At 33.2% G+C, this 26,841-nt stretch carries 30 protein-coding genes; 13 read left to right on the top strand and 17 right to left on the bottom strand.

Annotation, left to right across the window (positions count from 1 at the left end):
• Positions 1-59: 59 nt before the first annotated feature.
• A complete protein-coding gene (locus tag MK115_RS01165; protein ID WP_287608404.1) occupies positions 60-1,139 on the top strand; it encodes a calcium/sodium antiporter in 1,080 nt (359 codons plus the stop codon).
• 2 nt (positions 1,140-1,141) lie between these two features.
• Here MK115_RS01165 and gorA read toward each other — a convergent pair whose 3' ends face one another.
• Positions 1,142-2,506, bottom strand: a complete 1,365-nt coding sequence (gene gorA / locus MK115_RS01160) for a glutathione-disulfide reductase (protein WP_287608402.1) — start codon at positions 2,504-2,506, stop codon at positions 1,142-1,144.
• A gap of 52 nt (positions 2,507-2,558) precedes the next feature.
• On the opposite strand from gorA, the gene MK115_RS01155 reads away from it, so the two are divergent.
• On the top strand, positions 2,559-3,791 hold the full coding sequence (locus MK115_RS01155; protein ID WP_287608401.1) for a glutathione S-transferase: 1,233 nt from the start codon (positions 2,559-2,561) through the stop codon (positions 3,789-3,791).
• Positions 3,792-3,796: 5 nt separating this feature from the next.
• Here MK115_RS01155 and dnaA read toward each other — a convergent pair whose 3' ends face one another.
• Positions 3,797-5,191, bottom strand: coding sequence for a chromosomal replication initiator protein DnaA (gene dnaA / locus MK115_RS01150; RefSeq protein WP_287608399.1), 1,395 nt, complete (start codon positions 5,189-5,191; stop codon positions 3,797-3,799).
• A gap of 193 nt (positions 5,192-5,384) precedes the next feature.
• On the opposite strand from dnaA, the gene MK115_RS01145 reads away from it, so the two are divergent.
• Both MK115_RS01145 and MK115_RS01140 read left to right on the top strand, forming a co-directional pair.
• A complete protein-coding gene (locus MK115_RS01145) occupies positions 5,385-5,996 on the top strand; it encodes a TIGR04282 family arsenosugar biosynthesis glycosyltransferase (RefSeq protein WP_287608397.1) in 612 nt (203 codons plus the stop codon).
• Positions 5,997-6,001: 5 nt separating this feature from the next.
• The gene (locus MK115_RS01140) at positions 6,002-6,685 is read left to right on the top strand and encodes a TIGR04283 family arsenosugar biosynthesis glycosyltransferase (protein ID WP_287608395.1); all 684 of its coding nucleotides are present in this window, start codon (positions 6,002-6,004) and stop codon (positions 6,683-6,685) included.
• Here the strand turns inward: MK115_RS01140 and MK115_RS01135 are convergent, their stop codons facing one another.
• The 3 genes from MK115_RS01135 to hisG are packed head-to-tail and all read right to left on the bottom strand — an operon-like array spanning position 6,686 to position 9,663.
• Complete coding sequence (locus tag MK115_RS01135; RefSeq protein WP_287608393.1) at positions 6,686-7,216, bottom strand: GNAT family N-acetyltransferase; 531 nt, start codon at positions 7,214-7,216, stop codon at positions 6,686-6,688.
• Complete coding sequence (locus tag MK115_RS01130) at positions 7,216-9,012, bottom strand: ABC transporter ATP-binding protein (protein ID WP_287608391.1); 1,797 nt, start codon at positions 9,010-9,012, stop codon at positions 7,216-7,218. Before MK115_RS01130 ends, MK115_RS01135 begins: the two co-directional genes overlap by 1 nt.
• Positions 9,013-9,024: 12 nt before the next feature.
• The gene (gene hisG / locus MK115_RS01125; protein WP_287608389.1) at positions 9,025-9,663 is read right to left on the bottom strand and encodes an ATP phosphoribosyltransferase; all 639 of its coding nucleotides are present in this window, start codon (positions 9,661-9,663) and stop codon (positions 9,025-9,027) included.
• Between the two features lie 40 nt (positions 9,664-9,703).
• Here hisG and gloB point away from each other — a divergent pair, with 40 nt between their 5' ends.
• The 3 genes from gloB (at position 9,704) to MK115_RS01110 (ending at position 11,174) form a co-directional block, all read left to right on the top strand.
• Complete coding sequence (gloB, locus tag MK115_RS01120) at positions 9,704-10,444, top strand: hydroxyacylglutathione hydrolase (RefSeq protein ID WP_287608387.1); 741 nt, start codon at positions 9,704-9,706, stop codon at positions 10,442-10,444.
• 24 nt (positions 10,445-10,468) lie between these two features.
• Positions 10,469-10,861, top strand: a complete 393-nt coding sequence (locus MK115_RS01115) for a Rid family detoxifying hydrolase (RefSeq protein ID WP_025924297.1) — start codon at positions 10,469-10,471, stop codon at positions 10,859-10,861.
• 85 nt (positions 10,862-10,946) lie between these two features.
• Positions 10,947-11,174: a DUF3136 domain-containing protein gene (locus tag MK115_RS01110; protein WP_011862573.1), complete on the top strand. Its 228-nt coding sequence runs from the start codon at positions 10,947-10,949 to the stop codon at positions 11,172-11,174.
• Positions 11,175-11,180: 6 nt separating this feature from the next.
• Here MK115_RS01110 and MK115_RS01105 read toward each other — a convergent pair whose 3' ends face one another.
• From MK115_RS01105 to csoS1, 8 genes are all read right to left on the bottom strand, one after another.
• The gene (locus MK115_RS01105) at positions 11,181-11,420 is read right to left on the bottom strand and encodes a 4a-hydroxytetrahydrobiopterin dehydratase family protein (RefSeq protein WP_079329816.1); all 240 of its coding nucleotides are present in this window, start codon (positions 11,418-11,420) and stop codon (positions 11,181-11,183) included.
• Between the two features lie 74 nt (positions 11,421-11,494).
• A complete protein-coding gene (locus MK115_RS01100; protein WP_079317686.1) occupies positions 11,495-11,743 on the bottom strand; it encodes a carboxysome peptide B in 249 nt (82 codons plus the stop codon).
• Between the two features lie 18 nt (positions 11,744-11,761).
• Positions 11,762-12,013, bottom strand: a complete 252-nt coding sequence (gene csoS4 / locus MK115_RS01095; RefSeq protein ID WP_011818059.1) for an alpha-carboxysome shell vertex protein CsoS4 — start codon at positions 12,011-12,013, stop codon at positions 11,762-11,764.
• 2 nt (positions 12,014-12,015) lie between these two features.
• The gene (locus MK115_RS01090; protein ID WP_287608364.1) at positions 12,016-13,545 is read right to left on the bottom strand and encodes a carboxysome shell carbonic anhydrase; all 1,530 of its coding nucleotides are present in this window, start codon (positions 13,543-13,545) and stop codon (positions 12,016-12,018) included.
• 7 nt (positions 13,546-13,552) lie between these two features.
• Positions 13,553-15,838, bottom strand: a complete 2,286-nt coding sequence (gene csoS2 / locus MK115_RS01085; RefSeq protein WP_287608362.1) for an alpha-carboxysome scaffolding protein CsoS2 — start codon at positions 15,836-15,838, stop codon at positions 13,553-13,555.
• A gap of 86 nt (positions 15,839-15,924) precedes the next feature.
• Entirely contained in the window at positions 15,925-16,266 is a 342-nt protein-coding gene (locus MK115_RS01080; protein WP_011862568.1) for a ribulose bisphosphate carboxylase small subunit, read from the bottom strand.
• An 89-nt stretch (positions 16,267-16,355) separates the two neighbouring features.
• The gene (locus tag MK115_RS01075; RefSeq protein ID WP_011862567.1) at positions 16,356-17,771 is read right to left on the bottom strand and encodes a form I ribulose bisphosphate carboxylase large subunit; all 1,416 of its coding nucleotides are present in this window, start codon (positions 17,769-17,771) and stop codon (positions 16,356-16,358) included.
• 69 nt (positions 17,772-17,840) lie between these two features.
• On the bottom strand, positions 17,841-18,152 hold the full coding sequence (gene csoS1 / locus MK115_RS01070) for an alpha-carboxysome major shell protein CsoS1 (protein WP_002807869.1): 312 nt from the start codon (positions 18,150-18,152) through the stop codon (positions 17,841-17,843).
• Between the two features lie 327 nt (positions 18,153-18,479).
• Here csoS1 and rdgB point away from each other — a divergent pair, with 327 nt between their 5' ends.
• Positions 18,480-19,064: an RdgB/HAM1 family non-canonical purine NTP pyrophosphatase gene (rdgB, locus tag MK115_RS01065; protein WP_025945799.1), complete on the top strand. Its 585-nt coding sequence runs from the start codon at positions 18,480-18,482 to the stop codon at positions 19,062-19,064.
• Positions 19,065-19,088: 24 nt separating this feature from the next.
• On the opposite strand, the gene MK115_RS01060 is transcribed toward rdgB, so the two are convergent.
• Entirely contained in the window at positions 19,089-19,859 is a 771-nt protein-coding gene (locus tag MK115_RS01060; protein ID WP_079322872.1) for a BMC domain-containing protein, read from the bottom strand.
• Positions 19,860-19,956: 97 nt separating this feature from the next.
• On the opposite strand from MK115_RS01060, the gene MK115_RS01055 reads away from it, so the two are divergent.
• The 4 genes from MK115_RS01055 (at position 19,957) to bchL (ending at position 24,393) form a co-directional block, all read left to right on the top strand.
• Positions 19,957-20,325: a DUF8679 domain-containing protein gene (locus tag MK115_RS01055; RefSeq protein WP_025906778.1), complete on the top strand. Its 369-nt coding sequence runs from the start codon at positions 19,957-19,959 to the stop codon at positions 20,323-20,325.
• 157 nt (positions 20,326-20,482) lie between these two features.
• The gene (locus MK115_RS01050) at positions 20,483-21,739 is read left to right on the top strand and encodes a ferredoxin:protochlorophyllide reductase (ATP-dependent) subunit N (protein WP_287608326.1); all 1,257 of its coding nucleotides are present in this window, start codon (positions 20,483-20,485) and stop codon (positions 21,737-21,739) included.
• 5 nt (positions 21,740-21,744) lie between these two features.
• The gene (locus tag MK115_RS01045; RefSeq protein ID WP_287608324.1) at positions 21,745-23,316 is read left to right on the top strand and encodes a ferredoxin:protochlorophyllide reductase (ATP-dependent) subunit B; all 1,572 of its coding nucleotides are present in this window, start codon (positions 21,745-21,747) and stop codon (positions 23,314-23,316) included.
• Positions 23,317-23,505: 189 nt separating this feature from the next.
• Positions 23,506-24,393, top strand: a complete 888-nt coding sequence (gene bchL, locus MK115_RS01040; protein ID WP_011818051.1) for a ferredoxin:protochlorophyllide reductase (ATP-dependent) iron-sulfur ATP-binding protein — start codon at positions 23,506-23,508, stop codon at positions 24,391-24,393.
• 6 nt (positions 24,394-24,399) lie between these two features.
• On the opposite strand, the gene MK115_RS01035 is transcribed toward bchL, so the two are convergent.
• The 3 genes from MK115_RS01035 to psaM all read right to left on the bottom strand — a co-directional run bounded on the left by MK115_RS01035 (position 24,400) and on the right by psaM (position 25,996).
• Positions 24,400-25,404 (bottom strand): protochlorophyllide reductase, encoded by a 1,005-nt coding sequence (locus tag MK115_RS01035; RefSeq protein WP_287608317.1) that lies wholly within the window; start codon positions 25,402-25,404, stop codon positions 24,400-24,402.
• A 54-nt stretch (positions 25,405-25,458) separates the two neighbouring features.
• A complete protein-coding gene (locus tag MK115_RS09365) occupies positions 25,459-25,626 on the bottom strand; it encodes a hypothetical protein (protein WP_287608315.1) in 168 nt (55 codons plus the stop codon).
• A gap of 265 nt (positions 25,627-25,891) precedes the next feature.
• A complete protein-coding gene (gene psaM, locus MK115_RS01025) occupies positions 25,892-25,996 on the bottom strand; it encodes a photosystem I reaction center subunit XII (RefSeq protein ID WP_025887817.1) in 105 nt (34 codons plus the stop codon).
• Between the two features lie 101 nt (positions 25,997-26,097).
• On the opposite strand from psaM, the gene MK115_RS01020 reads away from it, so the two are divergent.
• Positions 26,098-26,826: a lipoyl protein ligase domain-containing protein gene (locus tag MK115_RS01020; RefSeq protein ID WP_287608309.1), complete on the top strand. Its 729-nt coding sequence runs from the start codon at positions 26,098-26,100 to the stop codon at positions 26,824-26,826.
• Positions 26,827-26,841: the final 15 nt, after the last annotated feature.

The raw sequence follows: 26,841 nt of genomic DNA, 5'->3' as shown, positions 1-26,841 counted from the left end.
TTCGAGGATAGTTATTAACCAATTATGAAAATTTTTATTATCTAAATTAAATCCTAAATATGAGTGATTTTTTATTTCCAATAATAGAAATATTTTTAGGCGTAGTTCTACTTTTTGCTGGAGGAGAGTTCTTTATTCAAGGAGCCATATTTTTATCTTTAATTTTAGGAATACCTCAAATAGTAATTGGTTTGACAGTTGTTTCTCTTGGAACAAGCTCTCCTGAGTTGTTGGTAAGTTTGAGTTCAATTTTAAAAGGCAGTGATTCGCTTGCGGCAAGCAATGTAATTGGAAGCAATATTTTTAATGTTCTCGTTGTTTTGGGCATAAGCTCATTGATAACACCTCTTAAAGTAAAAAGCAGAATAGTCAGAAGAGATGTGCCTCTTTTAATGGCAATTTCTTGTGCAGTTTGGGCTATGTCATCAACAGGCTTATTAACATTGCAAGCAGGGGTATTTCTAATATTTTGTTTAATCTTAAATACAATATGGGAAATCAATACCATCAATGAGAAAGGAGAGGAGACAAAAGATGCTGAACCAGAGATAGAAGAATTAAAAGATAACTATAAAGGGAAAATGAATATTTTACTAAAGTTAATATTGGGAATATTTCTTTTAAGCTTTGGTTCAAATATTTTAGTAAATGGTTCTCAAACGCTCGCTACTCTTTTGGGTGTAAATGAAATTGTTATTGGTTTAACTATCGTCGCAACTGGGACATCTTTACCAGAATTAGTAACTTCAATAATTGCTGCATTTAAAGGCAAAACAGATCTTGCGATTGGGAATGTAATAGGAAGTAATTTACTCAATCAACTTTTAATCCTTGGAAGTTGCAGTATTTTTTCAGGATTTAAAGGTTTAGTAATTGAACAGAGTCTAATAAAAGTTGACTTACCTTTTATGGTTTTAACTACCTTTGCATGCTTACCAATTTTCTGGAGCAAAGGGAAAATCACAAGAATTGAAGGATTTATTTTGCTTAATCTTTATATTTTCTACATTCTCGATAAGATACTTTTCCTGAATGGATTTAACTTCCTTTCTGAATTAAGGATAGGTTTATTTATTTACTTTGCATTACTTATAGTATTTCTGATTGTTCAAGAAAAATTAAAATTTTCTAATTCATAATTTTATCCATACATAGTCACAAATTCTTCTGAGATAGTTGGGTGCAAAGCCATAGTAATATCAAAGTCTTTTTTTGTTATCCCTGCATTTAATGAAATTGATACCATTTGAATAATCTCAGATGATGTTTCTCCAAACATATGACATCCTAGGACTTTGTCAGTTAGCTTATGAACTACAATCTTCAACATACATTTTGATTTATTCTTTTTAAAGGTATTAGACATAGGGGTAAATTTGCATTTGAAAATTTTTATATTTTTTTCAGAGTAAATCTCTTTAGCTCTTTTCTCACTTAAGCCAACTGTTGAAATTTCTGGAATAGTAAAAACGGCCTTAGGGATATATTCATAATTTACTTTTCTTTTTTGGTCATTAAAAAAATTATCCGAAAAAACTCTCCCTTGTTCTATTGCTACTGGAGTTAAGTTTGGTTTATTTATGATATCGCCAACTGCAAAAATATTTGCGTTGCTTGTTTGATTAAGTTCATCAACATCTAAATATTGGCCATCCATCTTTAGATTTAAAAAATCTAAATTTAAAGGCAAAAGATTTGGTTCTCTTCCTGTAGCAATAAGGATATTATTAGTTAGGAGTTTATCTCCCGAGTCTAGGGTAGATTCCAGATTTCCATTTACTTTCTTGATAGACTTTAATTGAGTATTGGAGATTATATTGATTTCAGTAAAAGTAGGTGATTCCTCTAGGCATGAAGAAAGATCCTCATCAAAACCATTAAGTAAATGTTGACCTCTAATTAATTGAGTTACTTCAGTACCTAAATTTCTGAAAATAGAAGCAAATTCACAAGCAATATATCCACCTCCTACTATTAATATTGATTTGGGAAACTTTTCTAATTCAAAAATATCATCACTAGTCCATGCCAAATCTACCCCAGGAATATTTAATTTCTTTGGTTTACCTCCAACTGAAATAAGAATTTTTTTTGAACTTATTTTGTTTTTAATTTTCTTTGTGTTTGAACAAATAATTTCTAATTCATTTTGAGTAATAAATCTTCCTAAGCCTTCAAAAATAGTTATATTCAACTTTTTTAAAGAATTTCTATGTAAATTACTTAATCTAGAAACCTCCTCTCTAACATTCTTCAATAAAATATTTGATTCAAAATTAATACCTTCATTTTTTAATCCATATCCTTCAGAAGAATCCATATTTTTTTTACTTTTAGCTGCATAAACCATTAATTTCTTAGGCACACATCCCCTTATCACACAAGTTCCTCCTATTTGATTTGCTTCTATGATTGCGACTTTTGCTCCATAACTAGCCGCACGTTTAGCCGCCGCGAGTCCTCCAGATCCAGCGCCAACAACAATTAAATCAAATTCAAATTCCAAGACTTTTTTTAATCAATTATTATAACGTTAGTTTATAGCTTTAATTCAAATAATGAATGGGATTTTGACATGGGATGATTTAAATAAATTTGAAGTTGAAGATCTTGATAGAGTCCATGGTATAAATAATTCCTACGCAAATTTAAGATTATTTGGACATAGTGAAAATGATGTATTAGTTACCCTCTATAGGGATAGGCATTCTTGGTGTCCTTACTGTCAGAAGATATGGTTATGGCTTGAATTTAAGAAAATTCCATACAGAGTCAAGAAAATAAATATGTTTTGCTACGGCCAAAAAGAAAGTTGGTTCCTTGAAAAAGTCAGATCGGGGAAATTACCTGCAATTGAATTTAAAGGGCAAGTTATAACTGAAAGCGACGATATCATAGCTTTTTTAGAAAATGAATTTGGAGCACTTGGATCTTTTATAACATCTAGTCACCTTATCAAAATTCGAGAGTTAGAAAGAGAAATTTTCAGATCCTGGTGTAATTGGCTCTGCCGAGAAAGCTTTAATTTTATAGATAACTCTTTTAGAAAAAAAAGATTTAAAGAATCCATTTCTAAACTCGATGAAATCTTAAGTAGCTCAAAATCAGGGTTTGTTGATCCATCAGTTTCTAACACGGGTGATATAGAGCCTGGTGTTGGAGATATAATTTTTATTCCCTATATGGAGAGAATGAATGCATCACTTATTTATTATAAAGGGTTTAATTTAAGATCTAATTATCGTCATGTAGATAACTGGCTTACCCTTTTTGAAGGGACAAGTGCTTATAGAGGCACTCAAGGAGATTTTCATACTCATTCTCATGATTTACCCCCACAAATGGGAGGATGCTATAAAGAAAGCAATGAACAACAGATTACTTTCTCTAAGCTAATAGATACTGGGGAGGGTTTAGGTAATTATGAATTAAACCAAAATTATGAGTCAAAATATTATGCAACAATTGCTCTTAAAAGAGTGATAAAGCATAAAGACAATTTACTAAAGGTAAACCCATACAATAAAGAATCCTTTGACGAATCATTGAGATCAGCTTTGAGCCATATGATCACAGGTGAAGTATTAATCCCTAAAAAACTTTCAGGAATCTCTCTAAGATACTTAAAAAATAGAATCTCAGTTCCAAGAGATATGCCAATTATTTCAGCAAGGTTATTAAGGCAATCATTAAATAAAATTGAATCGCTTAGTGATATCAATGAAATAGATAAGATACCTTTCAGGCATAGATATGATCAAGATCCTATAAATTTCATTTCTAGTTATTAGTAAAACTATAAATTTTTTCTTGAATCTATTTGAAGTAAATCTCTTATTTTTTGAACTTGACTTGCAATATTTGGATCAATAGATAATTTTTTTTCAACTTGTTCAATAGCATACATAACTGTTGTATGGTCCTTGCCCCCAAACTCATCTCCAATTCTTGGTAGGCTTAGATCCGTACCATGTCTCATAAGATACATACCTATTTGTCTAGCTTGACTTACTGGTTTTCTCCTACTTGAACTGATCAATTCATCAGTAGAAACTTTAAAGAAATCTGACACTTTATTAATAACTTGTTTTGGAGTAACAACTACTCCAACACTATTCGGATCAAGCATTGGAGCAATTGATTGGACTGTCATTGGCAAGCCTGTTATTGATGCAAATGCAACAGCTCTAGTAAATGCTCCTTCCAATTCTCGAATATTCGAAGTGAATCTTCCTGCTATAAATTGAATTAAATCTCTTGGAAGACTCATCCTCTCTTGTTCTGCCTTTTTTTGAAGGATGGCTGTCCTCGTCTCAAGGTCAGGTGGTTGAATATCTGCAGTCATACCCATTGAGAACCTAGAAATTAATCTCTCTTGAATTCCCGACAATTGATTTGGTGGTCTGTCACTTGCAATAACTATTTGACTTCCTGATTCGTGAAGAGCGTTAAAAGTATGAAAGAATTCTTCCTGTGTATACTCTTTGCCTTCTAAGAACTGTATATCGTCTATTAAAATCAAATCTACATTTCTATATTTATCTCGAATAGCTGTCATTCCATCTCTTCGAATACCACTAATAACATCATTAGTAAAAGTCTCTGTAGATACATATTTAACTTTTGCTTCTGGATCTATTTCTACTCGATAATGACCTATTGCTTGCATTAAATGAGTCTTACCAAGACCTACTCCTCCACAAATAAATAATGGATTGAATTCTCTCCCAGGAGATTCGGCAACGGCTAAAGCTGCGGCATGAGCCAACCTACTATTTGGACCTACAACAAATCTTTTAAATACGTAGCGTAAATTTAAACCATTAGGATTTTTGAATTGATTTTTTGAAGAATTATTTTGGTTATTACTAGAAAAAGATCTTGTTTTATGATGAACGTTCAGTTCGTTAGGTTTATCTTCATTTGTTAAATCGCTGCTGGTATTCGTTTCAGATTTAAAAACAACTTTTACATCATGACCGCAGATTTCCTTTGCAGCTTTTTCAATAGTTTCACAATAATTCTTTCTCAACCAATCACTAGAAAATGTATTTGGGGCGATTAAAGTTAATAAGCCATTTTCAAAACAATTAAATTTAGCAGGCCTTATCCATGTCTCAAATGAAGGCTTACTTAAAGTTTTTTGGAGTGATTGTTGAACTTCCGCCCAAATAGGATTAGTTGCTTGCAAAGTTTTATTCTCTAGATTATTAATCTAGTTGGAATTTAATAATTGGCCATTATCAAATCACAAGATCACGACAAATTTAAAATTATTTAACAAAGTATCGACTAAATTTATAAAAATAAATTTTATATTTTTTAATAGGCATATAATTATTTTAAATTTCACTAAATTATTGGATAAAGCATTACTTATTATCATGGCAAAATGGCATGGTTTTGGAAGATGCAAAACAAGATTATCTAAAGATATAGGTAAAAGTAATTCTGCAAAGGTTCAAAGTGTAATGACCAAACACACTATTTCAGTCGCAAAATTTCTCCAAGAAAATAAACTAATTGATATTTCTATTGCTATATCTGGTTTGGGGGTAGGTAACTGTAAAAGATGGACTAGAGAATTAGGCATCAAAAAATTTAATTTACAGGGGAAAGGCTGCTTGGGAGAAAAAATGAAAAGGCAAATAATTATCAACAAAAAATTTTGTGCAAGACATAAGATCAAAAATATTATTTTTATTGGTACTGACCTTCCAGATTTATGCCATCAAGATTTATTGAATACTCTAAAAGAGCTTCAACAAAATGATCTTATTTTAGGACCATCTAATGATGGAGGATATTGGCTTATTGGTTTATCAGAAAAAATAATGTCATCGCATATATATTTACCTTTTATCAACATAAAGTGGGGGACAGAAAATGTTCTTCAAAATACAATTGATAATTTTGCTTCTAAAAAATTAAAATATAAGTTTTTAGATAAAAAAATAGATATAGATACAATTATTGATATTGAAAATAGAAAGTAATCGACTTGTCTAAAATCTCAATTATCATTCCAACTATTAATGAAGCTAATAATTTGCCATTATTGCTTTCAGACTTGTCAAGTATTCAGAAAGAGGGCGAAATCATAATTGTTGATTGTGGAAGTGAAGATAAAACTATTGATATAGCAAATATTTATGGAGCGAAAGTATTTATATCCAAAGAAAGGAATCGAGGTTTACAATTAGATATTGGAGCTAAAAATTCAAAAGGAGAGTGGCTCATATTTTTACATGCAGACACAAGATTAACTCATGATTGGTTTAAAAAAATAAACTCATTTTTAAAGGGAAACAAGAATAGTATTTACTATTTTGAATTCAAAATTAATCACAAAAAGATAATTTATAGAGTCCTCGAAATTCTCGTGAATTTTAGAAGTAAATTTTTTAAACAACCGTATGGTGATCAAGGTTTAATAATTCATAGAACTACCTATTTTAAGAATAATGGTTTTAGAAAGATACCTTTGATGGAAGATGTAGATTTTTTAAGGAGATTAAACAAAAAAAAAGATTTAAAACAATTAAATTTACCTATTTTTATAAGTTCAAGAAAATGGGAAAGAACTAATATTTTTCTCCAAGCAATTAAGAACTGGCACTTTAGAAGAAGATGGTTAAAAGGCGAATCGTTAAAATCTATATATTCTGACTACTACAAAAAATGATTAATTTGCATACCAAAAAGCACATTTAGAGCCTCTTGGTTCTAATATCCAACCTTGTCTTTTGTAAAATGAAACCACTTCAGCATCAGCAAAAAGGGTTACTTTAGAAATTCCAATATTTTTTAATTCTTTTAGGATATATTTCATTAACTCTTTCCCCAATCCAAGTCCTTGATAGACAGGGTTAATAGCCACATCCCAAACTGTTGCTTCTAGAATTCCATCGCCAGTGCATCTTGCAAATCCTACTAGTCTGGGGAATTTATCATCATGACGCCATAACCCAACCACCAAAATACTGAAATCTAAAGCTCTTTTTACCCTCCTTATAGGTCTTCTGCTCCAACCAACAGTTTGCAAAAGTTGATCTAGTTCTATTAGATCTAAATCTTTATTTTTACTACATACAAATATTTCTTCTTTATTTGTTTGAGTGAACTCATAAGAATTTAAACCATAGAGATCTATCAGCTCTTCCCTTGATAAAGTGTTTGATTTTTTTATTAACGATCCTTGGTTTCTAAAAATCATTAAAAATTCACGAATCCTTTTTGTTGAAGCTCAGAGAGCTGAAAATATAAACCCTTTTTCAGTCTCAATTCACTATGTGTTCCCTCTTCAACTAATGATCCCCCTTTTAAGACTAAAATCTTATCAGAACTTTCAATAGTTGCTAATCTGTGAGCTATTACTAATGCTGTTCTTTTTGACAGAATTCTCTCAAGATCTTTCTGCAAAGTAGCCTCTGTAGAGGGATCCATAAACGCTGTTGCTTCGTCCATTATTAAAACAACAGGATTTCTAATCGCTACTCGAGCTACTGAAAGAAGTTGTCTCTCTCCAGAAGAGAGATTTCCCCCTCTTTCTCTTAGTAAGGTGTTCAAACCTTCTGGTAATTTTTTTAACAAATTATCTAACCCTAATTCGTTACAAAGATTTTCTAATTCAAGATTGTCTACATTCGAATTTAGTTTTAAATTATCTGCGACATTTCCACTAAAGATAAAGGTATCTTGCAAAACTACTCCCAACATATTTCTAAGAGTTGCAATAGGAATATCTTTGATATCTATATCATCGATTAAAATTTGGCCTGATTGAGGTTCATACAATCTACATAATAGTCTTATTATGGTTGTCTTACCTGAACCAGTTGGCCCTACAAAAGCCACATGCTCTCCTGGATTGATCTTGAAAGATAAATTCTTTATGATATGTTCTCCTTCGTTGTAGAAAAAATTAACATTCTTGAACTCAATTTTGCCCTTAAATTTTTTATTTACATTTTTAGCATTTTCTAAAAAATGTTTTGCGGAAGTAGAGTCCTTAATCTGTATTTCTTCATCCAATAATTCGTTTATTCTTTCTACAGCTGTTAAACCTCCTTGTATTTGAGTAAATCTTTCTGCAAGCTGCCTTAAAGGTTCAAAAAGTCTTTGGGAATATAAAATAAAAGTTGTTAATGTTCCTAAACCAATATTTCCAGAAGTAACAAGATATCCTCCAACTGCCAAAACCAAGGAAACTGCGGCAAGAGAAATCCATTCTATAAATGCCGAAATACTACTGTCATAAAATATTGTTCCATTAACTGCTTTCTTATAAGCAACTCCAGTTTTGGAAAATTTCTTGCTATTAAAAGCCTCTCTTCTGAACATCTGAACGACTTCTAAACCTTGAAGATTCTCTTGAAAATCAGAGTTGAGTTGAGACAATTCTTCCCTTACTTGATAATTGGCTCTTCTATAACGTTTTTGAAGCCAAATAATAAAATATGAAACTGGGATTTGAGTCAAAAGTAATAAAATGGCAAGCCCTCGATCAATTGAAAGCATTGTCAAAGAAATTACTATCAGACTGACGAAGTCAGCAATGACTCCAACTGCCCCACTACCAAAAACCTCGGCTAAAGCATCAACATCATTTGTTAATCTCGTTAATAATTTCCCTACAGGCATTTTATCGTGATACTTAAGAGATAAAGATATTGAATGATCAAAAAGTTCTCTTCTTATTCTTGCTGTCAAACGTTGTCCCACTGCTTGGATATTGTAAGTTTGGTATCCCTGCAGAACTAATCTGAATAATACAGTTATAAATAAAGTTAAGATTATGGCATTTATTGACTGCCCAAAGAAAGTTTTACTTAGCCAAACATCTGTAGTTTCGTTCTTTAGAATAGTAATGGCTTGACCAACTAATAATGGTTGAATTGCTCCAGAGAAAGAAACAGGTAACAAAACTATCAAGATTAGATAGATTGTTTTTTTATCTTTAGTTAAATATTTACCTAACTTTTTAATCCTTCTAAAATCTTTAAAAAACATTTAGCTAATCTTCTATAAAGCATTAGTTGATTCTATTGATAAAATAGTATCTCTGAGATGATTATCATCTAACCTCATAGATAAAGGATTTCCAATTAGTCTTGCAGTCGAGTAATAAAGATCATCTATTTTAATTAAACCATTCTCTTTAAGAGTCTTTCCGGTTGCCACCAAATCAACTATTGCCTCTGCCATACCTGTAATAGGACCAAGCTCGACTGATCCTGTCAAATGAACTATTTCTACAGGAATATTTAATTCTTCAAAATAAGATCTTGCTGTTTTTATAAATTTACTTGCTACTTTACAATTCGCTGGAAGATCAGTTGGTTTTGAATAATTGCTATTTTTCTTAACCGCCAACGACATATGACAACCACCAAATCCTAAATCTAATAACTTTGCGACTTTTAATTCAGATTCTCGTAAAACGTCATACCCAACAATACCCAAATCAGCCTGACCATAACTTACATAAACAGGAACATCTCCATTTCTTACTAATAAAGCTTTTGCCCGTTTGCAATTTGATTCAAAGGTTAATGATCTATTATTTTCGTCCAACGCATCAGAGAAATCTAACCCAGCTCTTTTAAAAGTTGAAATTGAATCTTTTAACAGAGCTCCTTTTGGTAAAGCTATAGTAAACATAGATCAATTTCTTCCAAGGATTCTTCATTCTAAGTTAACAATGGAATTTAATAAAGCTCGAAATATAATCGGACTTAGAGTTTTAAGTGATAACGTCATTTGGTTGTTGGTAAAAGATAAATCCGTTGTGGTTGTAGATCCATCTGTTCACGAACCAGTTATTAAATATATAAATGAAAACAATTTTCACTTAGAAGCTATTTTGCAAACTCATCATCATTCAGACCATATTGGAGGGACGAAGTCTCTTATTGAAAGATGGCCAAATGTAAAGGTGATTGCTTCCTCCAAAGAAAAAAAGCGAATACCTTTTCAAAATGTATCTGTAGAAGATGGAGAAACTTTGAATATTTTAGGTGAAGAAGTAAAAATAATTGAAGTATTAGGACATACAAGCTCACATATTGCCTTCTTTTTGAATGGGGAAAATCCTGTTCTTTTTATTGGTGACACATTATTTTCTGGAGGCTGTGGAAGAATTTTTGAGGGAACTTATCAACAAATGTATTCTTCACTAGAAAGAATCAAATCTTTACCAAAAAATACTCTCATATATTGTGCACATGAATATACAAAGGCAAATATATTGTGGGCATTGAATCTCAAGCCAAAAGATCAAGATATAAAAAATAAACTTTCGGAAGTTGAAAAAAAACTTTCTCTTAATGAATTGACAATTCCATTTTTACTTGATGAAGAGATGAAAATAAACCTTTTCTTAAGAGCAAAAAATTTAGAAGAATTTACTTTTTTAAGAGCAAATAAAGATTTATGGGTTTAAATAGATAGGTATCTTCTTAAACAAATGTCCCCCAAACAAGTAATTAAAACATCAAATGCTCCAGATCCAGTAGGACCTTATAATCAAGCAATAAAAGCTGGGGATTTTATCTATTGTTCTGGTCAAATTGCTATAGACCCAGCTTTAAATGAAATAACATGTTTAGGTGATATAGAGAAGGAAACTATTCAAGTTTTAAAAAATCTCGCAGAAGTTCTTAAAGCTGGTGGAGCCAAAATAGAGGATGTAATAAAAACAACTATTTACTTAACGGACTTAAGTAATTTTCAAATTGTCAATAAAATATATAGTGATTTTTTTAATATAGAGAATCCTCCAGCAAGGGCCTGTGTGGAAGTTTCATCTCTACCAAAAGGAGTTTTAGTTGAAATAGATTGCGTCGCATTTCTAGATTAATTTCTAATTATTGAGAAATTTGAAATATGAACCAATTGTGCACCATAGTTGTATAGATTATTAGTTGATAATTCATCTTTGATCTATGTCAGCAGCAAAGCTTAATATAGATGAACTAGAAGCAGGTTATCCTTTATTTTGCAAAGCTCTAAGACTCTTAATTTTAAAAGGTAATTCAGTTAAAGATATAGAAAAGACAGTTTGTTGGAGTCATCTTGAAACTTTAAATAGATGTCTACCTGGTAGATATAAAGCCCCCACATATTTAATGGCTTTAATCAAAAGAGATATTGCAAAGCCAAATAATTATTAAAAAGAACTAATCTTCTAAATAAAATTTATCAATATCCTTTGAAAAGTTTTTTTCCTTTTCTGATATTTCTTTATTATCTAAAAAAATTGAAAGACTTACAAAATTTTTACCGAAGCTGATATTTGGATAGACATCCCTTTCTTTACATAATTTCTCAATTTTCATCATGAATTTACTAATTTTTGAGTATTGCTCAAATTCAAATCTTTTTTCAATCCTTAAAGGTGATTCTCTTTCATTCCACATTAAATTTTTTAATCAAAACTTATTACACTATACCTTCAACAAAGTTACTCAATAAATTTTTGAAGTTAAAATTTTTAGTCACTCTCCCAATAATCAATAATACCTCCAATAGTTAAATCGGTTTGAATTTCTGGATTAGGACAAGCAAATCTAGCGGCAGAGCCACTAGAAGTAAAAACCCAGTTACCTTCTCTGGCACCAACAGGATCAACAGCAACTAATTTCTTTCCTTTATTATTTTCTAAAATTCGTAAATTCATATAACCTAAGCCAGCGACTCTTTGAGTACAAACCATCCTTCCTAATACCTTCATAATTTCCACAATTTCTATCCTCCTTTTTTATGACTTATCAGGATCCCAATGATCAATTATTCCAACAATCGTCAAATCACTTGGATAAGATTTGCTTCCCGCAGCTTCCCTAGCAGCAGAACTTCCAACACAAATAACCCAATCTCCTGGCTTACAACCAACAGCATCTACCGCAACCTTACTTGAAGAACCATCCAAAACAACCTGTAGATGTTTATGTTCAAAACCAGGAATCCTATTGGTAGAAACAAGTGGTTTTACAACCTTGCAAATTAACATAATTAGTGAGCCTCCTCTGTTTTTTTATCTAAAGACATTCCAATAATTTGGGCGGAATGAATGTTGTCCCTATCTCTAATAGTAGAGCAAGTATGTAACAAACCTTGATCAACTAAATTTTTATATCTAATTGATATCGCATTATTAACTCTTTCACAATCTTTTATTGCCCTCTCTTTTGCGCCGGGTACTTTGCCAGAGTAATCAAATCTTATTACTACTGGAATAGGTAGATCTTGAGACACATTTAGTCCAGTAAAAATCTTCACTCCTACATCTAAATCTGGAGCCCCTTCTTCGACTGTATCTAAATGAGCAAAATAAGTTAAATTTCTGAGATGTACTTCTTTAAAACCTATACCTACTCCAATAAACCTCTCTGCATGTCCAATATCTTCATAAGAACCATTATGAAAACTCTTAACATAATCAATTTGAGAAATATTATTGACAATTAATTTATACGTAAATTTTTCCAGTCCACTGAGTTTATCTTTTGAAGATTGCTTAGAAATTGTCTGGCAAATTTCTCTTTCCGCATCCTCTTTTGAAAAATTTATTGTTGAATTATAAATTTCTAATGTAGAAATAGTTTTTTCTAAATCTATACCGCCATCGCTAGTTGATAAATGTATTTTTAATGAATCAGTGTCTGTATCAAGTCCAATTAACATTAAATCCACAGAAGCTCCGCAGCAAAAGCTATTCTCTACAGCCTCTTTGAAAGCATATAATTTATTTCTACCTTCTGCTGCAGCTAACTCGTCATTACTCCCATGAGCTGCGCATCCCTGATGCAAAGGATCTACTGAACTAAAATGATAAGTTACAACTTTTAAGTACCTGGTATCTTTATGAGCTTCATTAGGAACATTCTCTCTATATCTTTTATGTTCAGTTTTTACCCATCGATTAACGGTATTTTCAATATCAAACAGTGCTCCAGCATGGGATCTTCTTCTTACTGAACTAAAAGGTATTCTCATTACATAAGCAACTGAATGAGCTAATCTTCCATCTGAACAAGGAGTTATATCAAGTAAATGTATTCCACAATCTAAAAGAAATTTTTCAAAATCTTCCGCACCTCTACTTCCTGAAGCCCCTTCAAGAGGATCATTTTTAAAAAAATTATCACTAAGTTTCTCATGTTGTTTAAAAGCACACCATGCATATAAAGCTCTCATATCAAGAGGTTTAACCCAAGATTTATCTAATACATGGAGAGGTAAATCTATTCCCAAATTTTTTCTTGATATTTTCTGAGCCTTATTTATAAAATCTTCGTGATGTTGGATTCGAGCAATTTCCTTGAGAGTTGGAACAATTTCGTCAAAATCACTTTTTATTTTGCTTTCATACCTATATAAATTTTCATTCTGGATACTGTTAGTTAATTTGTGAGATTTTCCAGAATTTCCTAAATCGTTTGATTTTTTAGTTTGTGTATGAATATTTTCCGTAAAAGTTTTCATTGGAGCTGTAGGCCCCAATGTGAAGTTCTTGGCTTTTGCCAGTCCTCTTAAAGGCATTATTTAATTACCCTCGTGCACCACCTGAAAAGGTAACAAGTTGTCCTTCACGAGTATTACCACTTGATCCAGTTATCAAGAAATCTGGCTCTTTCATTTCATCATTCCTTTTTATATCCATCACTGGCATTGCACTCGTCATGCCTGGTCTTGTAGGATTTCTTTTTCTTGCTGAAGCTCCTTCAGTACCTGTTACCCTGTTTCCTCTTGCCCAATCATCCCCTGTTATCTTCAACCCAGCAGATTGACCCTCGCCAGTAATTCTGGATTGTGCTCTCTCTTTTGAAGAATCAAATTCCTTTAAATCTTTTTTTGGGGTAAGTAGGGAATTTTTGTTTTTATCAAACCTAAATTGTTCTGTCCCTGTTACTGTGTCCTTAGCCATATCGAATGGGCCTGTAATCTTTGAGCCATTTTCATACTCATTGCCTGTTACACCATCTCTTTTTTTATCAGAGTATTTATCTCTTGAGGGAGAATTTACAGAAAATTCTTCCCATGAGCTTGAATTTTTTCTTTCACTATTGGCATAATTTTTTTCGGATGAATGATTGGAACAATTATTACCTAACTGATCTCCGCCAACATAAGGGGTGCCTGTTGGATTTAGACAAGCACCTTTGCCTGCTCCAGTCATACTTCCTCCGATACCCGGTTGTATACCAGTAAGACGTGCATTTGAGCTACCTCCTAAATAAATCTTTCCTTTATCTTTTAATTCAGTTATTAAGTCAGAATTACAATTTTCCTCAACTTGATCTAATCCAGCATATGGTGTCCCAGTTACATTTTTGCAAGTTCCAGGTTCATCGCCAGTAACTTTCTCAGATCTTCCAGTTAAGGTGCCACTAATCTCATTAGCGTTATTTGAGAGACTAACTCCAACCTTCATTGCTTCAGGTTTTGGTTTGGATTTACAGAATGACTCGTATTGTTGGGAACCAATATATTCATCGCCAGTTACATTTTTACAGCTTCCTGGTTCATTACCAGTAACGAATTCAGACCTCCCTACTCCTGTACCAGTTAATGCATTGCCATTTAATGTATTATATTTCCCGACTTTTTCATGAGATCTCCCTTTAGGATTAGTTTCTGAACCAAGATATTGATCGCCTGTTAATTGATGACCAGATCCTGACTCATCTCCAGTTACAAGTGCAGATCTCCCAGGTAAAGAACCAGATACTTTTAATCCGTCAGCTGTATTACTATGTTTAACCTTTGAGGGATTTTTGGGAACTTCCCCACAATATTCCTTTGACTGATTTGCAGAACTATATTCAGTACCAGTTACATTTTTGCAAGTTCCAGGTTCATCGCCAGTAACTTTCTCAGATCTTCCGACCTCATTACCTGTGACTTTATTTCCAGCTGATGTTGAAGTTACTGAGGATCTAGTTGGCTGTTTATATTCAGGTTGATTTTGGCAAAATTGATTAAGTACTTCGGATCCCAAATATTGTGTACCTGTGACGCTTCTACATGTACTAGCTTCATTACCAGTAGTTTTTAACGATCTATTAGCCTGTGTTCCAGTTACTGTTTGTCCAGAATTAGTTTCACTTTTACCAACTTTCCAACTTGCATCAGCAATATTCATTTTTGATCCATTTTTATTTGGACCACATGGTCTACATTTACCATTTCCTTTTTTTGAGGTTGCTCCAGTTTTACTTCTTAATTCCCTAACTCTTTGAGATATTTCTCTGCTTGATAAATCTGGATCTCCTCTTCTAGCTAAAGATGCTGCACTACTATTTTGTTTAGAAGCTGATTTGCCATGTTTAGATTGAGCTTCTCTTCTTGCCAAAACAATATCTCTACTTGTATTGGTGATAGGTTTTCTTTTTTGAGTTACCCTTCTTTTAATTTTAGTATTTAGAACTTTATTCTCTGAATTACCAGAATTTGATAAGTCAGGGCTTTTATCTGAAGTTATTTTTATTTCATTTACTTGGATCTTTTTATTAGCTTCTGTACGAGTTCTATCAGATGAACTTATGGCTGATTTGCCATGAGTTGACATTGCTTTCCTTCTTTCAATTACAAGTTCTTTGCTGGATAAATTTTTAGAAAAGGATTTTTTATTCATTTTTGCTGTTGGAATATGTTTTTTCGCAGTATTTGTACTATTTGTATCAATGGAAGATTTTATCCCAGAAATTTGCATATCATCAGATGTGCGAACCCTGTCTTTAGTAGTAGAAGAATTGGCAACAGCTTTTTTTCCGCTATCACTCATAGCTTTTCTTCTCTCTAATGCAATTTCTCTACTAGTTTTCATTGACATAACCTTCAATTGTGAAACTTTTTAAAAAGACTTTCTCCAAAAAATTAAGTTCTTATGGAGAAAGTTATTTACTACGAAAAGTAGCTTTAACGTCCTTGGAAAACTACAAAAGCTGTTCCTTGACTTTGAGTGTAAGCATCGTATCCGATGATTCTTACATGATGATCAGGGTATGCTCTATGGCATGCCTCTAATTCGCTCACGATCAAGTTAAGATCTTTTTCCCCAAAGAATGGGAGTTTCCAATAAGACCAATAAGTTTGCATACATCCACTTGGATGAACATGCTCAATAACTGGACTCCAACCTTGAGCAATTATGTAGGCAATTTGGTCATATATTTCTTCCTGGGTCATCGGTGGTAAGAAACCGAATGTTTCCAGGGTTGCAACTGTTTGATAGTCGCTTACTGTGCTCTGGAAAGGCATAATTAATCAAAATGTGAATGTAATTACTCGTAAAAACGAGATTTTAATAAGTTTGAGGAGAATAAATCTCCTCAATTTCGAAACTTGAGTTAACCCTGAACATCAAGCTTGTCGACAGTGTCAAACTCGAACTTAATTTCCTTCCAAGTTTCTAGAGCAATAGCTAATTCAGGACTATGCTTAGCAGCTTCCATAAGAATGTCTCTACTCTCTTTTTCGATTTCGCGACCAGCATTACGGGCTTTTACACAAGCTTCTAAAGCAACTCTGTTAGCTGCAGCTCCAGCAGCTGAACCCCATGGATGACCATGTGTTCCTCCACCGAACTGAAGGCAGGAATCATCCCCAAAGATCGCTAGAAGTGCAGGCATATGCCAAACATGGATACCACCTGATGCGACTGCAAATACTCCAGGCATTGAACCCCAATCTTGATCAAAGAAGTTACCTCTTGATCTATCTTCAGGAACAAATGACTCTCTTAAGTTGTCAATATAACCAAGAGTTGTTTGACGATCACCTTCTAGTTTTCCAACAACGGTTCCAGTATGTAATTGGTCTCCTCCAGATAGTCTCAAACATTTTGCAAGAACTCTGAAGTGAATACCATGCTTTGGATGTCTATCAATAACAGCATGCATAGCTCTGTGAATATGCAGAAGCATGCCATTTTTACGACACCAATTAGCTAATCCAGTATTTGCAGTAAAACCACCAGTTATATAATCATGCATGATGATTGGCATATCTAGCTCTTTTGCAAATTCAGCTCTTTCATAGAGTTCTTCAGGAGTGTTAGCAGTACAATTTAGATAGTGACCTTTAACTTCTCCAGTTTCTCGCTGAGCAAGCTTAACTGCTTCTGCAACAAACTCAAATCTTTCTCTCCAACGTTGGAATGGTTGAGAATTAATATTCTCATCATCCTTCGTTAAATCAAGACCGCCTCTAAGACATTCATATACAACTCGACCATAGTTTTTACCAGATAATCCTAATTTAGGTTTGATGGTACAACCAAGTAGAGGTCTTCCGTATTTGTTAAGTCGATCTCTTTCAACTACGATTCCGTTTGGTGGACCACCGCAAGTTTTAATGAAAGCAATTGGGAATCTAATATCTTCTAGACGTAGATGTCTTAGAGCTTTAAATCCAAAAACGTTTCCTACAAGAGATGTTAATACGTTTGTAATTGAGCCTTCTTCAAAAAGATCTAAAGGATATGCAATAAAAGCATAGAAAGCTTCAGGATCTCCAGGAACGTCTTCGATTCGATAACAACGTCCTTTATAAAATTCTAAGTCTGTAAGTAACTCGGACCAAACTGTTGACCAAGTACCTGTTGAAGATTCAGCGGCAACAGCTGCTGCAACTTCTTCTCTTGGAACACCTTCCTGACCTGTACATTTGAAACAGGCTAGTAAATCGGTGTCTAGGGGTACATATTCTGGAGTCCAGTAGGTATCTCTGTACTCCTTTACCCCTGCGTCATACTTCTTACTCATAAGGATAAATTTAGGTCTGTGTAGGGAAAATAATTATTGTGCAAAATTTATAAATCTTGCTTTACTTAATTAGTCCTTTTGACCAAGAAATTCACCGTTACCTAGAGCAGGTTCAACTTCTCTATGAGGACGAGCAATAATGTGAGCTGCAACTAAACCGTCACCAACTCTTTCACAAGCATCAGCACCAGCTCTTACAGCTGCGTTAACTGCGCCTGTTTCGCCTCTAACTAATACTGTGACATAACCGCCACCAACGAATTCACGACCAATAAGGCGAACTTCTGCTGCCTTTGTCATTGCGTCTGCTGCTTCGATTGCAGGTACAAGTCCGCGTGTCTCGATCATGCCGAGAGCGATACCCATTGTTTCTGTAGCCATTGTCTACTAAATACTAAATGTGGAATGTTCAATTCGAAGAATGCTTCATTAAGTACTTATAAGTCAAGCGTTTTCGACAAAATCTCCATTAATGTTTTTTCTATCATTCATAAGTTAAACTTATCACCCTTGGTACTATTGATATGTCAATACTTATGCAAATTAGTTAGTGCATCAAAACATACTGTTGTGTTAAGAAAAAATTTACATTATGTTATTTCCGTACGAGACAGGCCCTGTCTACACAGGTGTGGAATGTTCAACCTTTCCTGTCTCCGTATCAAGCTTTGAAGTAAGATAATATTCACAATAAATTTATTTGTTATTTTGAACCTTCCAGTTCTAACTATTGCTAGTGGCAATCAAAGAAAAGTATCTGAAATTTCAGAGATGCTGGATGTTTTGTCTTTAAAGGTTGAGAAGCAACCAGAATATTTAAATGTCGAAGAAACTGGGAAAACATATTTTGAGAATGCACTACTTAAAGCCAAGGCAGCTTCTCTAGAGACAAAAACTTGGGCATTAGCTGATGACTCGGGTCTTGAAGTAGATGTTTTAGATGGTCGACCAGGAATTTATTCTGCTCGATATGCCAAAAATAATGATGAGAAAATTAAAAAATTAATTAATGAACTTTCTGATAGTCCTTATAGGAGTGCAAGATTTATAAGTTGTATGGTTTTGTGCGATCCCTCAGGAAACTTAGTTAAAGATACAACAGGAATATGCTGGGGAGAAATTCTTAAGAACCCCAAATATCCAAATGGGGAATTCGAATCTATTTTTTGGGTTAAAGAAGCTAATTGTGTTTACGGTGAGCTCTCACAATCACAACTAAATAAATTAGGTAGTAGAGGTAAAGCTGCAAAAATTATGTCACCTTTTTTAAAAAAAGAGATAGGTTTAAGTTAAAAAAAAGTTTAAATTAAAAAATTCTCAATAATTTGAAATTTCTTCAATTGCTCTTATAGCAGCAGCTGCAGCCTCTTCTACATCCCCTTCTTTCCCGGCGAGAGTTAATCTACCAAAAGCTCCAACTGCCTTAACATCAACAACAGTTATATTAGATGCCTTTTCAGCTTCATTAGCTGCTTTTAAAACATAACCAGCTGGTTCAGTTTCTAATATAAACATGCTCATTCCAGATTGAATCATTGATCCACTTCTGTTTTGTCTATTTATTAAAACTGCATGATCTGGAGTAATTGCTCGAATAACTTCAGTCCAACTCGTAGCAGGTTTTGTTCTTTTTCTAACTTCACTCCCAATAGCATCTAGAACAACATCTCCAGAATGTAAAACCGTGCTTTGATCTTTATGGTAAAGAGCAAGAGATCCAAATGCTCTTTCAACAATCATCTGACCAAGTCTTACATTACTTGCTTTTAGGGCAATATCAGTGACTCTATGAACAGCCATCCCGGGTGAAACTTCCATCCAAAGACATGAATCACCAGGAATAGGTAAAAAACCTCTACTAACAGTTCCCATATATGCGGCTAATTGAGGTTGCAGAGAATCTAAAAAAACATATGTTCTTAACTCAATTTGCTCAACTTGACTTGCTTGTCTGGATACCAGAGACTTTTCTGAATCGGTAGTAATAAAACAGCTAGCACCACTGGCCTGAGATTGCACCTCAGATCCTGTGACTAGAGAACTCCCTTTTTTTCGTTTCCCTCTGTTTAAGCTAGAAGTTGGTTCCATTGAGGCGACTATAACGGATAATGGTTCATTTTTTCTATTAAATTTACTTGCATGCTTACCACAAAACGATAACTTCAAGTAAAAGATATGCATTTTTATGGGAACTTCTCAAAAAAAAGAACCAAATGTTTCTGGTACTGAAAAAGAATTAACTCCTGATCAAACTCTTGGATTAGTTAGCCTAAGCTTGATGCAAAAACTATCTCAGAAAGACCCATCTTTTAGCTGGTTAGAAGAAGATAAAATTGAGAAAGTAAATCTTAAGAACCTTAGAGATAGATTGGAGTTAACGCAATTAGCTATAAATACTGGAGCACCTTTAACCACTTCAGAAGTGACAGCTTTAATTGGGGCAAAGCCCGGGAAATCTAAGTTAGAAAGAGCAGGATTATTAGCTACGAAAATAGCTAGAAATGTATGGAAGCTTTCAAAAACAAGTCAAGGAAATTCCTTCTATAGAAATTAGAATATACCCTAAAAATAATTTTCATAATTCTCATTTAAGTATTTAAACATTCATATAAGTTTTTTAAATGTGTTCATTTTGTAAGAGAACTTATTAATTACTTTCTTAAATTAAAAAGTTTATGCAAGCTTGAAATATAAGCTCTTGAAAATTTTTAATGAGTAAAGTTGAATTTAATAAGGAAACTGGGCCCAGGGAAGTTTTTTGTGGGTTAACTTCAATAGTTTGGCTCCACAGAAGAATGCCGGATGCATTTTTTCTAGTTGTAGGCTCAAGGACATGTGCTCATTTAATTCAAAGCGCTGCTGGAGTTATGATTTTTGCTGAGCCAAGATTTGGGACGGCTATTCTTGAAGAAAAAGATCTTGCTGGTCTTGCTGACGCTCATGAAGAATTAGATCGAGTGGTTAATGATCTTATTGCAAGAAGACCAGAAATAAAAACTCTTTTTCTAGTTGGATCTTGTCCAAGTGAAGTAATCAAACTAGATCTTGCAACTGTCGCAGAGAAATTAAATAAAAGATTTTTAGGTCAAGTAAGATTCGTTAATTACTCTGGCAGTGGGATAGAAACAACTTTTACCCAAGGAGAGGATGGCGCCTTAAAAGCTTTAATTCCATTAATGGAGTCATCAAATGAGGAGAAATTATTATTAGTTGGGACTCTTGCAAATAATGTAGAGGATAGGTTTAAAAAGATTTTTAGAAATTTAGGAATTTCAAATATTGAGAGCTTCCCACCCCGTCAATCAACAGAATTACCAAAGATTGGCAAAAATACAAAAGTTTTATTAACTCAGCCTTATTTAAGTGATACCGTTCGAGACCTAAAACATCGTGGTTGTGAAATAATTTCGGCTCCATTTCCTCTTGGTATCGAAGGAAGTACTGAATGGTTTTTAGCTGCAGCGAAAGCTTTCAAAATTAGTGAACTTAAAGTTCATGAAATTATTTCGCCTTTAATTAATAGAGCAAAACTTGCTCTTGAATCTCACAAAGAAATACTTAAGGGGAAAAGATTATTTCTTCTTCCTGAATCGCAACTGGAGATATCTTTGGCAAGATTTTTGCATAATGAATGCGAAATGGATCTTATAGAGGTAGGCACTCCTTACCTAAATAAAGATTTAATGAAAGAGGAGATTAATTTATTACCTGATAATACAAAAATTGTCGAAGGGCAACATGTAGAAAAACAATTAGATCGAGTGAGAGAATCTAATCCAGACTTAGTAGTTTGTGGAATGGGTTTAGCTAACCCACTTGAGGCGGAGGGGATTAGTACTAAGTGGTCAATAGAAATGGTATTCAGTCCAATTCATGGAATTGATCAAGCCGCAGATTTGGCTGGTCTCTTCTCCAAGCCTTTAAAAAGAAATCAAATACTAACTTCAAAAACTTTAGTAACTCATTAAAAACTATGGAATTAACTCTTTGGACGTATGAAGGACCACCACATGTTGGTGCTATGAGAATTGCCTCGTCAATGAAAGACATTCATTATGTGCTTCATGCCCCCCAAGGAGATACATATGCAGATCTTCTCTTTACAATGATTGAGAGGAGGGGGCAAAGGCCTCCAGTAACTTATACAACTTTTCAGGCTAGAGACCTTGGAGGCGATACAGCTGAATTAGTGAAGAAAAATATTAAGGAAGCGGTTGAACGATTCAAACCCAAAACTCTTTTAGTCGGAGAAAGTTGTACAGCAGAACTTATCCAAGACCAACCTGGAGCACTTGCGAAAGGGATGGGGTTTGATATGCCGATTGTTAATCTTGAATTACCTGCTTATAGCAAGAAAGAAAATTGGGGGGCCTCAGAAACCTTTTATCAACTAACAAGAACCCTTTTAAAAGAAAAAGTAAGTTCTTCAGACAAAATAAATCCCCTTAGGTGGAGGGAATTAGGTAGGAGACCAAAAGTTAATATACTTGGCCCTTCATTACTAGGATTTAGATGCAGAGATGATGTAATCGAAATCCAACGCATACTTTCGGAACAAGGTATAGATACAAACGTAGTTGCTCCATTAGGTGCTAGTCCTGATGATATTGAAAGACTAATTGATGCTGAAATAAATATCTGTCTTTATCAAGAAATTGCTGAAGCTTCATGTGAGTGGCTTAAACGGAACTTTGGAATGGAATATACGAATACTATTCCTATTGGAATAAAAAATACAATTGAATTTATAAATGAAGTTCATGAGAAATTAGATCTTCCTTTAACGAATAAAGAAGAATTAGAAAATAAATCAAAACTTCCTTGGTACTCAAAATCAGTTGACTCTAATTATCTAACTGGTAAAAGAGTTTTTATTTTTGGTGATGGAACACATGCAATTGCAGCAGCCAAAATTGCTAAGGAAGAATTGGGTTTTGAAGTAGTGGGTCTTGGAACATACAGCAGGGAGATGGCCAGGCAAGTAAGAGCTACTGCAAAAGATCTTAATGTAGAAGCTCTGATAACTAACAATTATCTAGAAGTGGAAGATGCCATGAAAAAGGCCGCCCCTGAACTAGTTTTAGGGACCCAAATGGAAAGGCATAGTGCAAAAAGACTCGGCATTCCATGCTCAGTAATTAGTACTCCAATGCATGTTCAAGATGTTCCTGCAAGATATAGCCCTCAAATGGGATGGGAAGGAGCAAATGTGATTTTTGATGACTGGGTACATCCCCTAATGATGGGCTTAGAAGAGCATCTTATTGATATGTTCAAACATGACTTTGAGTTTGTTGATGGTCATCAAAGCCATTTAGGACATACAGCGACAAACACAAAGGACATTTTAAATTCTGACGAAAAAAAAGAAAAAAATAGTAAAGAAGGAATTATCTGGACTGAATCTGGTAGAGCTGAATTAACAAAAGTTCCATTTTTTGTAAGAGGTAAAGTTAAAACAAATACTGAAAAATACGCAATCTTGAGAGGAATTCCAGAGATAAGCGATGAAACTCTTTACGATGCCAAAGCATATTTCAGTTAATTTTTACTAATAAACTATAATTAAGTCATGAGTATTTTCACTCATAATCTAATAGATTTAATCCTAAAAATTCAGTTATAAGAACATATTTCCCACTTTTAATACAATTAAATACATATTTGTTTAGAAACATATTTCATGTGTATTTACGCTGCAAGAATATAAATAATAATGTGTTTTAAGCTTTAAATGACAAGTACTATAAATAGACCTCTTGATGGAGAAGGAAGTGTTCAAGTAAAGCAAGATCCAAAAATAAATATTGAAGAAGGGGCTTTAGTTATTGCCGTATATGGGAAGGGTGGCATCGGAAAATCAACTACATCATCAAACCTTTCTGCAGCATTCTCAAAATTAGGTAAAAAGGTTCTACAAATTGGATGTGATCCGAAACACGATAGCACTTTCACTTTGACGCACAAAATGGTTCCTACAGTTATCGATATTCTCGAAGAGGTAGATTTTCATAGCGAAGAATTGAGGCCAACCGATTTCATGTTTGAAGGTTTTAATGGCGTAATGTGCGTTGAAAGTGGAGGTCCTCCTGCTGGGACAGGGTGCGGGGGATATGTAACCGGTCAGACAGTTAAACTATTAAAAGAACATCATTTATTAGAAGATACTGACGTTGTTATTTTTGATGTCCTAGGAGACGTCGTTTGCGGAGGATTTGCAGCTCCATTGCAACATGCAAATTATTGTCTAATTGTTACTGCTAATGACTTCGATTCAATATTCGCTATGAATAGAATTGTCTCTGCAATTAAAGCAAAAGCAAAAAATTATAAAGTCAGATTAGGTGGGGTAGTCGCAAATAGATCAAAAGACACAGATCAAATTGATAAATTCAATGAAAGAACAGGTTTAAAAACTATGGCCCACTTTAAAGATGTCGACGCCATTAGAAGATCAAGACTAAAAAAATGCACCATTTTTGAAATGGAACCAACTGAAGATGTTATTGAAGTTCAAAATGAATATTTATCTCTTGCCAAAAATATGCTTGAAAACGTAGAACCTTTAGAAGGTAATCCACTTAAAGATAGAGAAATTTTTGATTTATTAGGATTTGATTAGTCTAAATTAATCTAATCCAACCAATTGGCTTGTTAAATCATAAGTTTGTTGAGAGGTCTTCGTATCAATTATTCTTTTTGACAACTTTTGAGAAAAAGCTTTTCTGCCAGTTTTCTGACGATTTCCCCAGCTCCAATGGACTGATGGTTTAGCAAATTCTTTATAAGTTGCCACTTGAGCGACCCTCTCTCCTGCCAGTCTTTGTGAAACATATCCTTTTGTTATGAATTTTTGAAATATCGGGAAAAGGAATCTAAATAACCAAGGTGTATCTCTAAAAAGTTTTGTATCAGCAACACATCCAGGATATAGAGAATTTACAATAATCTTCTCTGCAGGATATCTTTTTGATAATTCCTGAACGGTCACCATATTGCAAAGTTTACTATCCTTATAAGCCTTACCAGGTTTAAATTTCTTTCCATTCGCCATACTTATTGGAGATAAAAAACCATTTTTGAATCCAGATAAATCTCCCAAATCAGCTGGGGCAGGGATGGGGATCCTTCCTCCAAGTTCTGAATAATTAGCCGTAACAGTCCCTAATACTGTAATTCTTGGCTTGAATACAGTTGATTTGCCATTTAAAACAATTTCTCTTTCAGAAGATAAAATATTTTCCATAAGTAGGTTTATCATAAGAAAATGCCCAAAATGATTTACTGCCATAGAGTTTTCAAACCCCTGAGCAGACCTTTCAGGTCTCTTTAGTCTCGGTTTATAAACTGCTGCATTACAAATAAGAGAATTTATTGGCTTCTTAAATCTTTCTAATATTTCATCGCAACCTTTTCTCACATCATCCAAGTTAGAAAGATCTATTTCTATAAAGTGAACATTTTTAACTTCCTCTTTTGTCAAGAATTCCTCAGCTATTTTTATAGCTCTTTTATTTGATCGATTAACTGCTATAACCTCCCATCCAAATCTTAAAAGAGGTTTTAGAGTATTTAATCCAACTCCTGAAGTTGTTCCTGTTATTAGGACTAAACCCTTAATGTTCTTACTCACTAGCAAAAAAGTTAATTGAAAAATGAAAAGTAGAATGATTCAAGATCATCCTTATCAACGCCATATTACTCTGATAATGTCCCTAGAAATTATTTGATCCTGATCCTTCATAAATCTTTGCTCACCTTCAGAAGAGAATAAATCATCAAACTTATCTGTTAAAACATTAAATCTATATTTTTCGTATAAAAATGATTCTTCAATTTCCCTTAATCTGGTCAACCTTACTTTAGAACTATAGCCAAGCTTAATCAGGCTTATTATTGCTAAAAGGGAAAAGCTAATTTTTATAATTAAAAAAATCAATGATACAAAATTATCCTGTTTCTGTTGTCTTTTTAGAAATACAGACCCAAAATATTTTTTGATGAAAATACTATTTTTATAAAAAGATTTTGACAAATTAAGTACTTGATATTTTTACTGAATAAATCAATTCAGTCTTACTTTATTATTACCTTATAAATTTTAAATTTTCTAATAGACTTTAGTTCCTACCTAAACTAATTCCTAGTCTTAATGCTAAAACTCCTGCATGCATAACAACTATGAGGCTTAATGCAATAAGATTTATTGTTTGAGTTGGCTCCATGGTAAAAAAATTATTTTCTATATTCTCCACCGAAAAGAGAAGATTTGAAACACTATTACAAAATGATGTTACGTAATTAACAAATTGAAAGAAAAAATTTATTGAAAATTATCATAAATAAACCTACAAAGTTAATTTTGGGAATTGAAAATCAGGCTTTAATTTTTTCAACAAATAATTTACCTGGATTTGATCAAATGGCTTTAGATTTAAATTCTTTAGATCAGACAATTTCGAATCCTGAAATAATTCTCACATTGAGGTTCTACTATTGGACTGGGGATTGGCTTTCAATTGGCTATCACCAAAAGGAAATTCCTCTTCATTGGGAAAATTTATTATCAAATGGGGAAATTAATATTGTTAGACGTCCCTCTGGAGGGGGTGCTGTTCTGCATTCAGGAGGCATAACATATGCATTAACATTTAAAAAAACTTACTATAAAGTCTTAAGTTATGAAATGGTTAATAATTGGTTAATTAAAAGTTTTAGAGAATTAGGTCTAAACTTACAATATGGTAATTTACGAAAATCAAGCATTAAAACAAATTGTTTTGGGACTTCATTAATTTCCGATTTAGTTGATCAGGATGGGTTTAAGAGAATAGGTAGTGCTCAATTTCGTAAAAAAGGTGCATTCCTTCAACATGGAGAAATTCAAACAAATCCTTCAAGAGATTTGTGGTTCAAATTATTCAAAGAAGAAGCTCCACCAAAAGTAAATTTAAAACTAACAAATGATGAAATAGTTCAACATTTGAGAAATTCATTCCTGAAAAATAAATCAAATATAAATTTCAAAAATATTGCCATAGATAATAAAAAATAGAAAATTTTAATGACA

The sequence above is a fragment of the Prochlorococcus sp. ALOHA_ZT_50 genome, assembly GCF_022447305.1.
Taxonomy (GTDB): Bacteria; Cyanobacteriota; Cyanobacteriia; order PCC-6307; family Cyanobiaceae; genus Prochlorococcus_A.
Note: the sequence above shows the minus strand (reverse complement) of the source record. Positions and strands in the feature narration are given on the sequence as shown.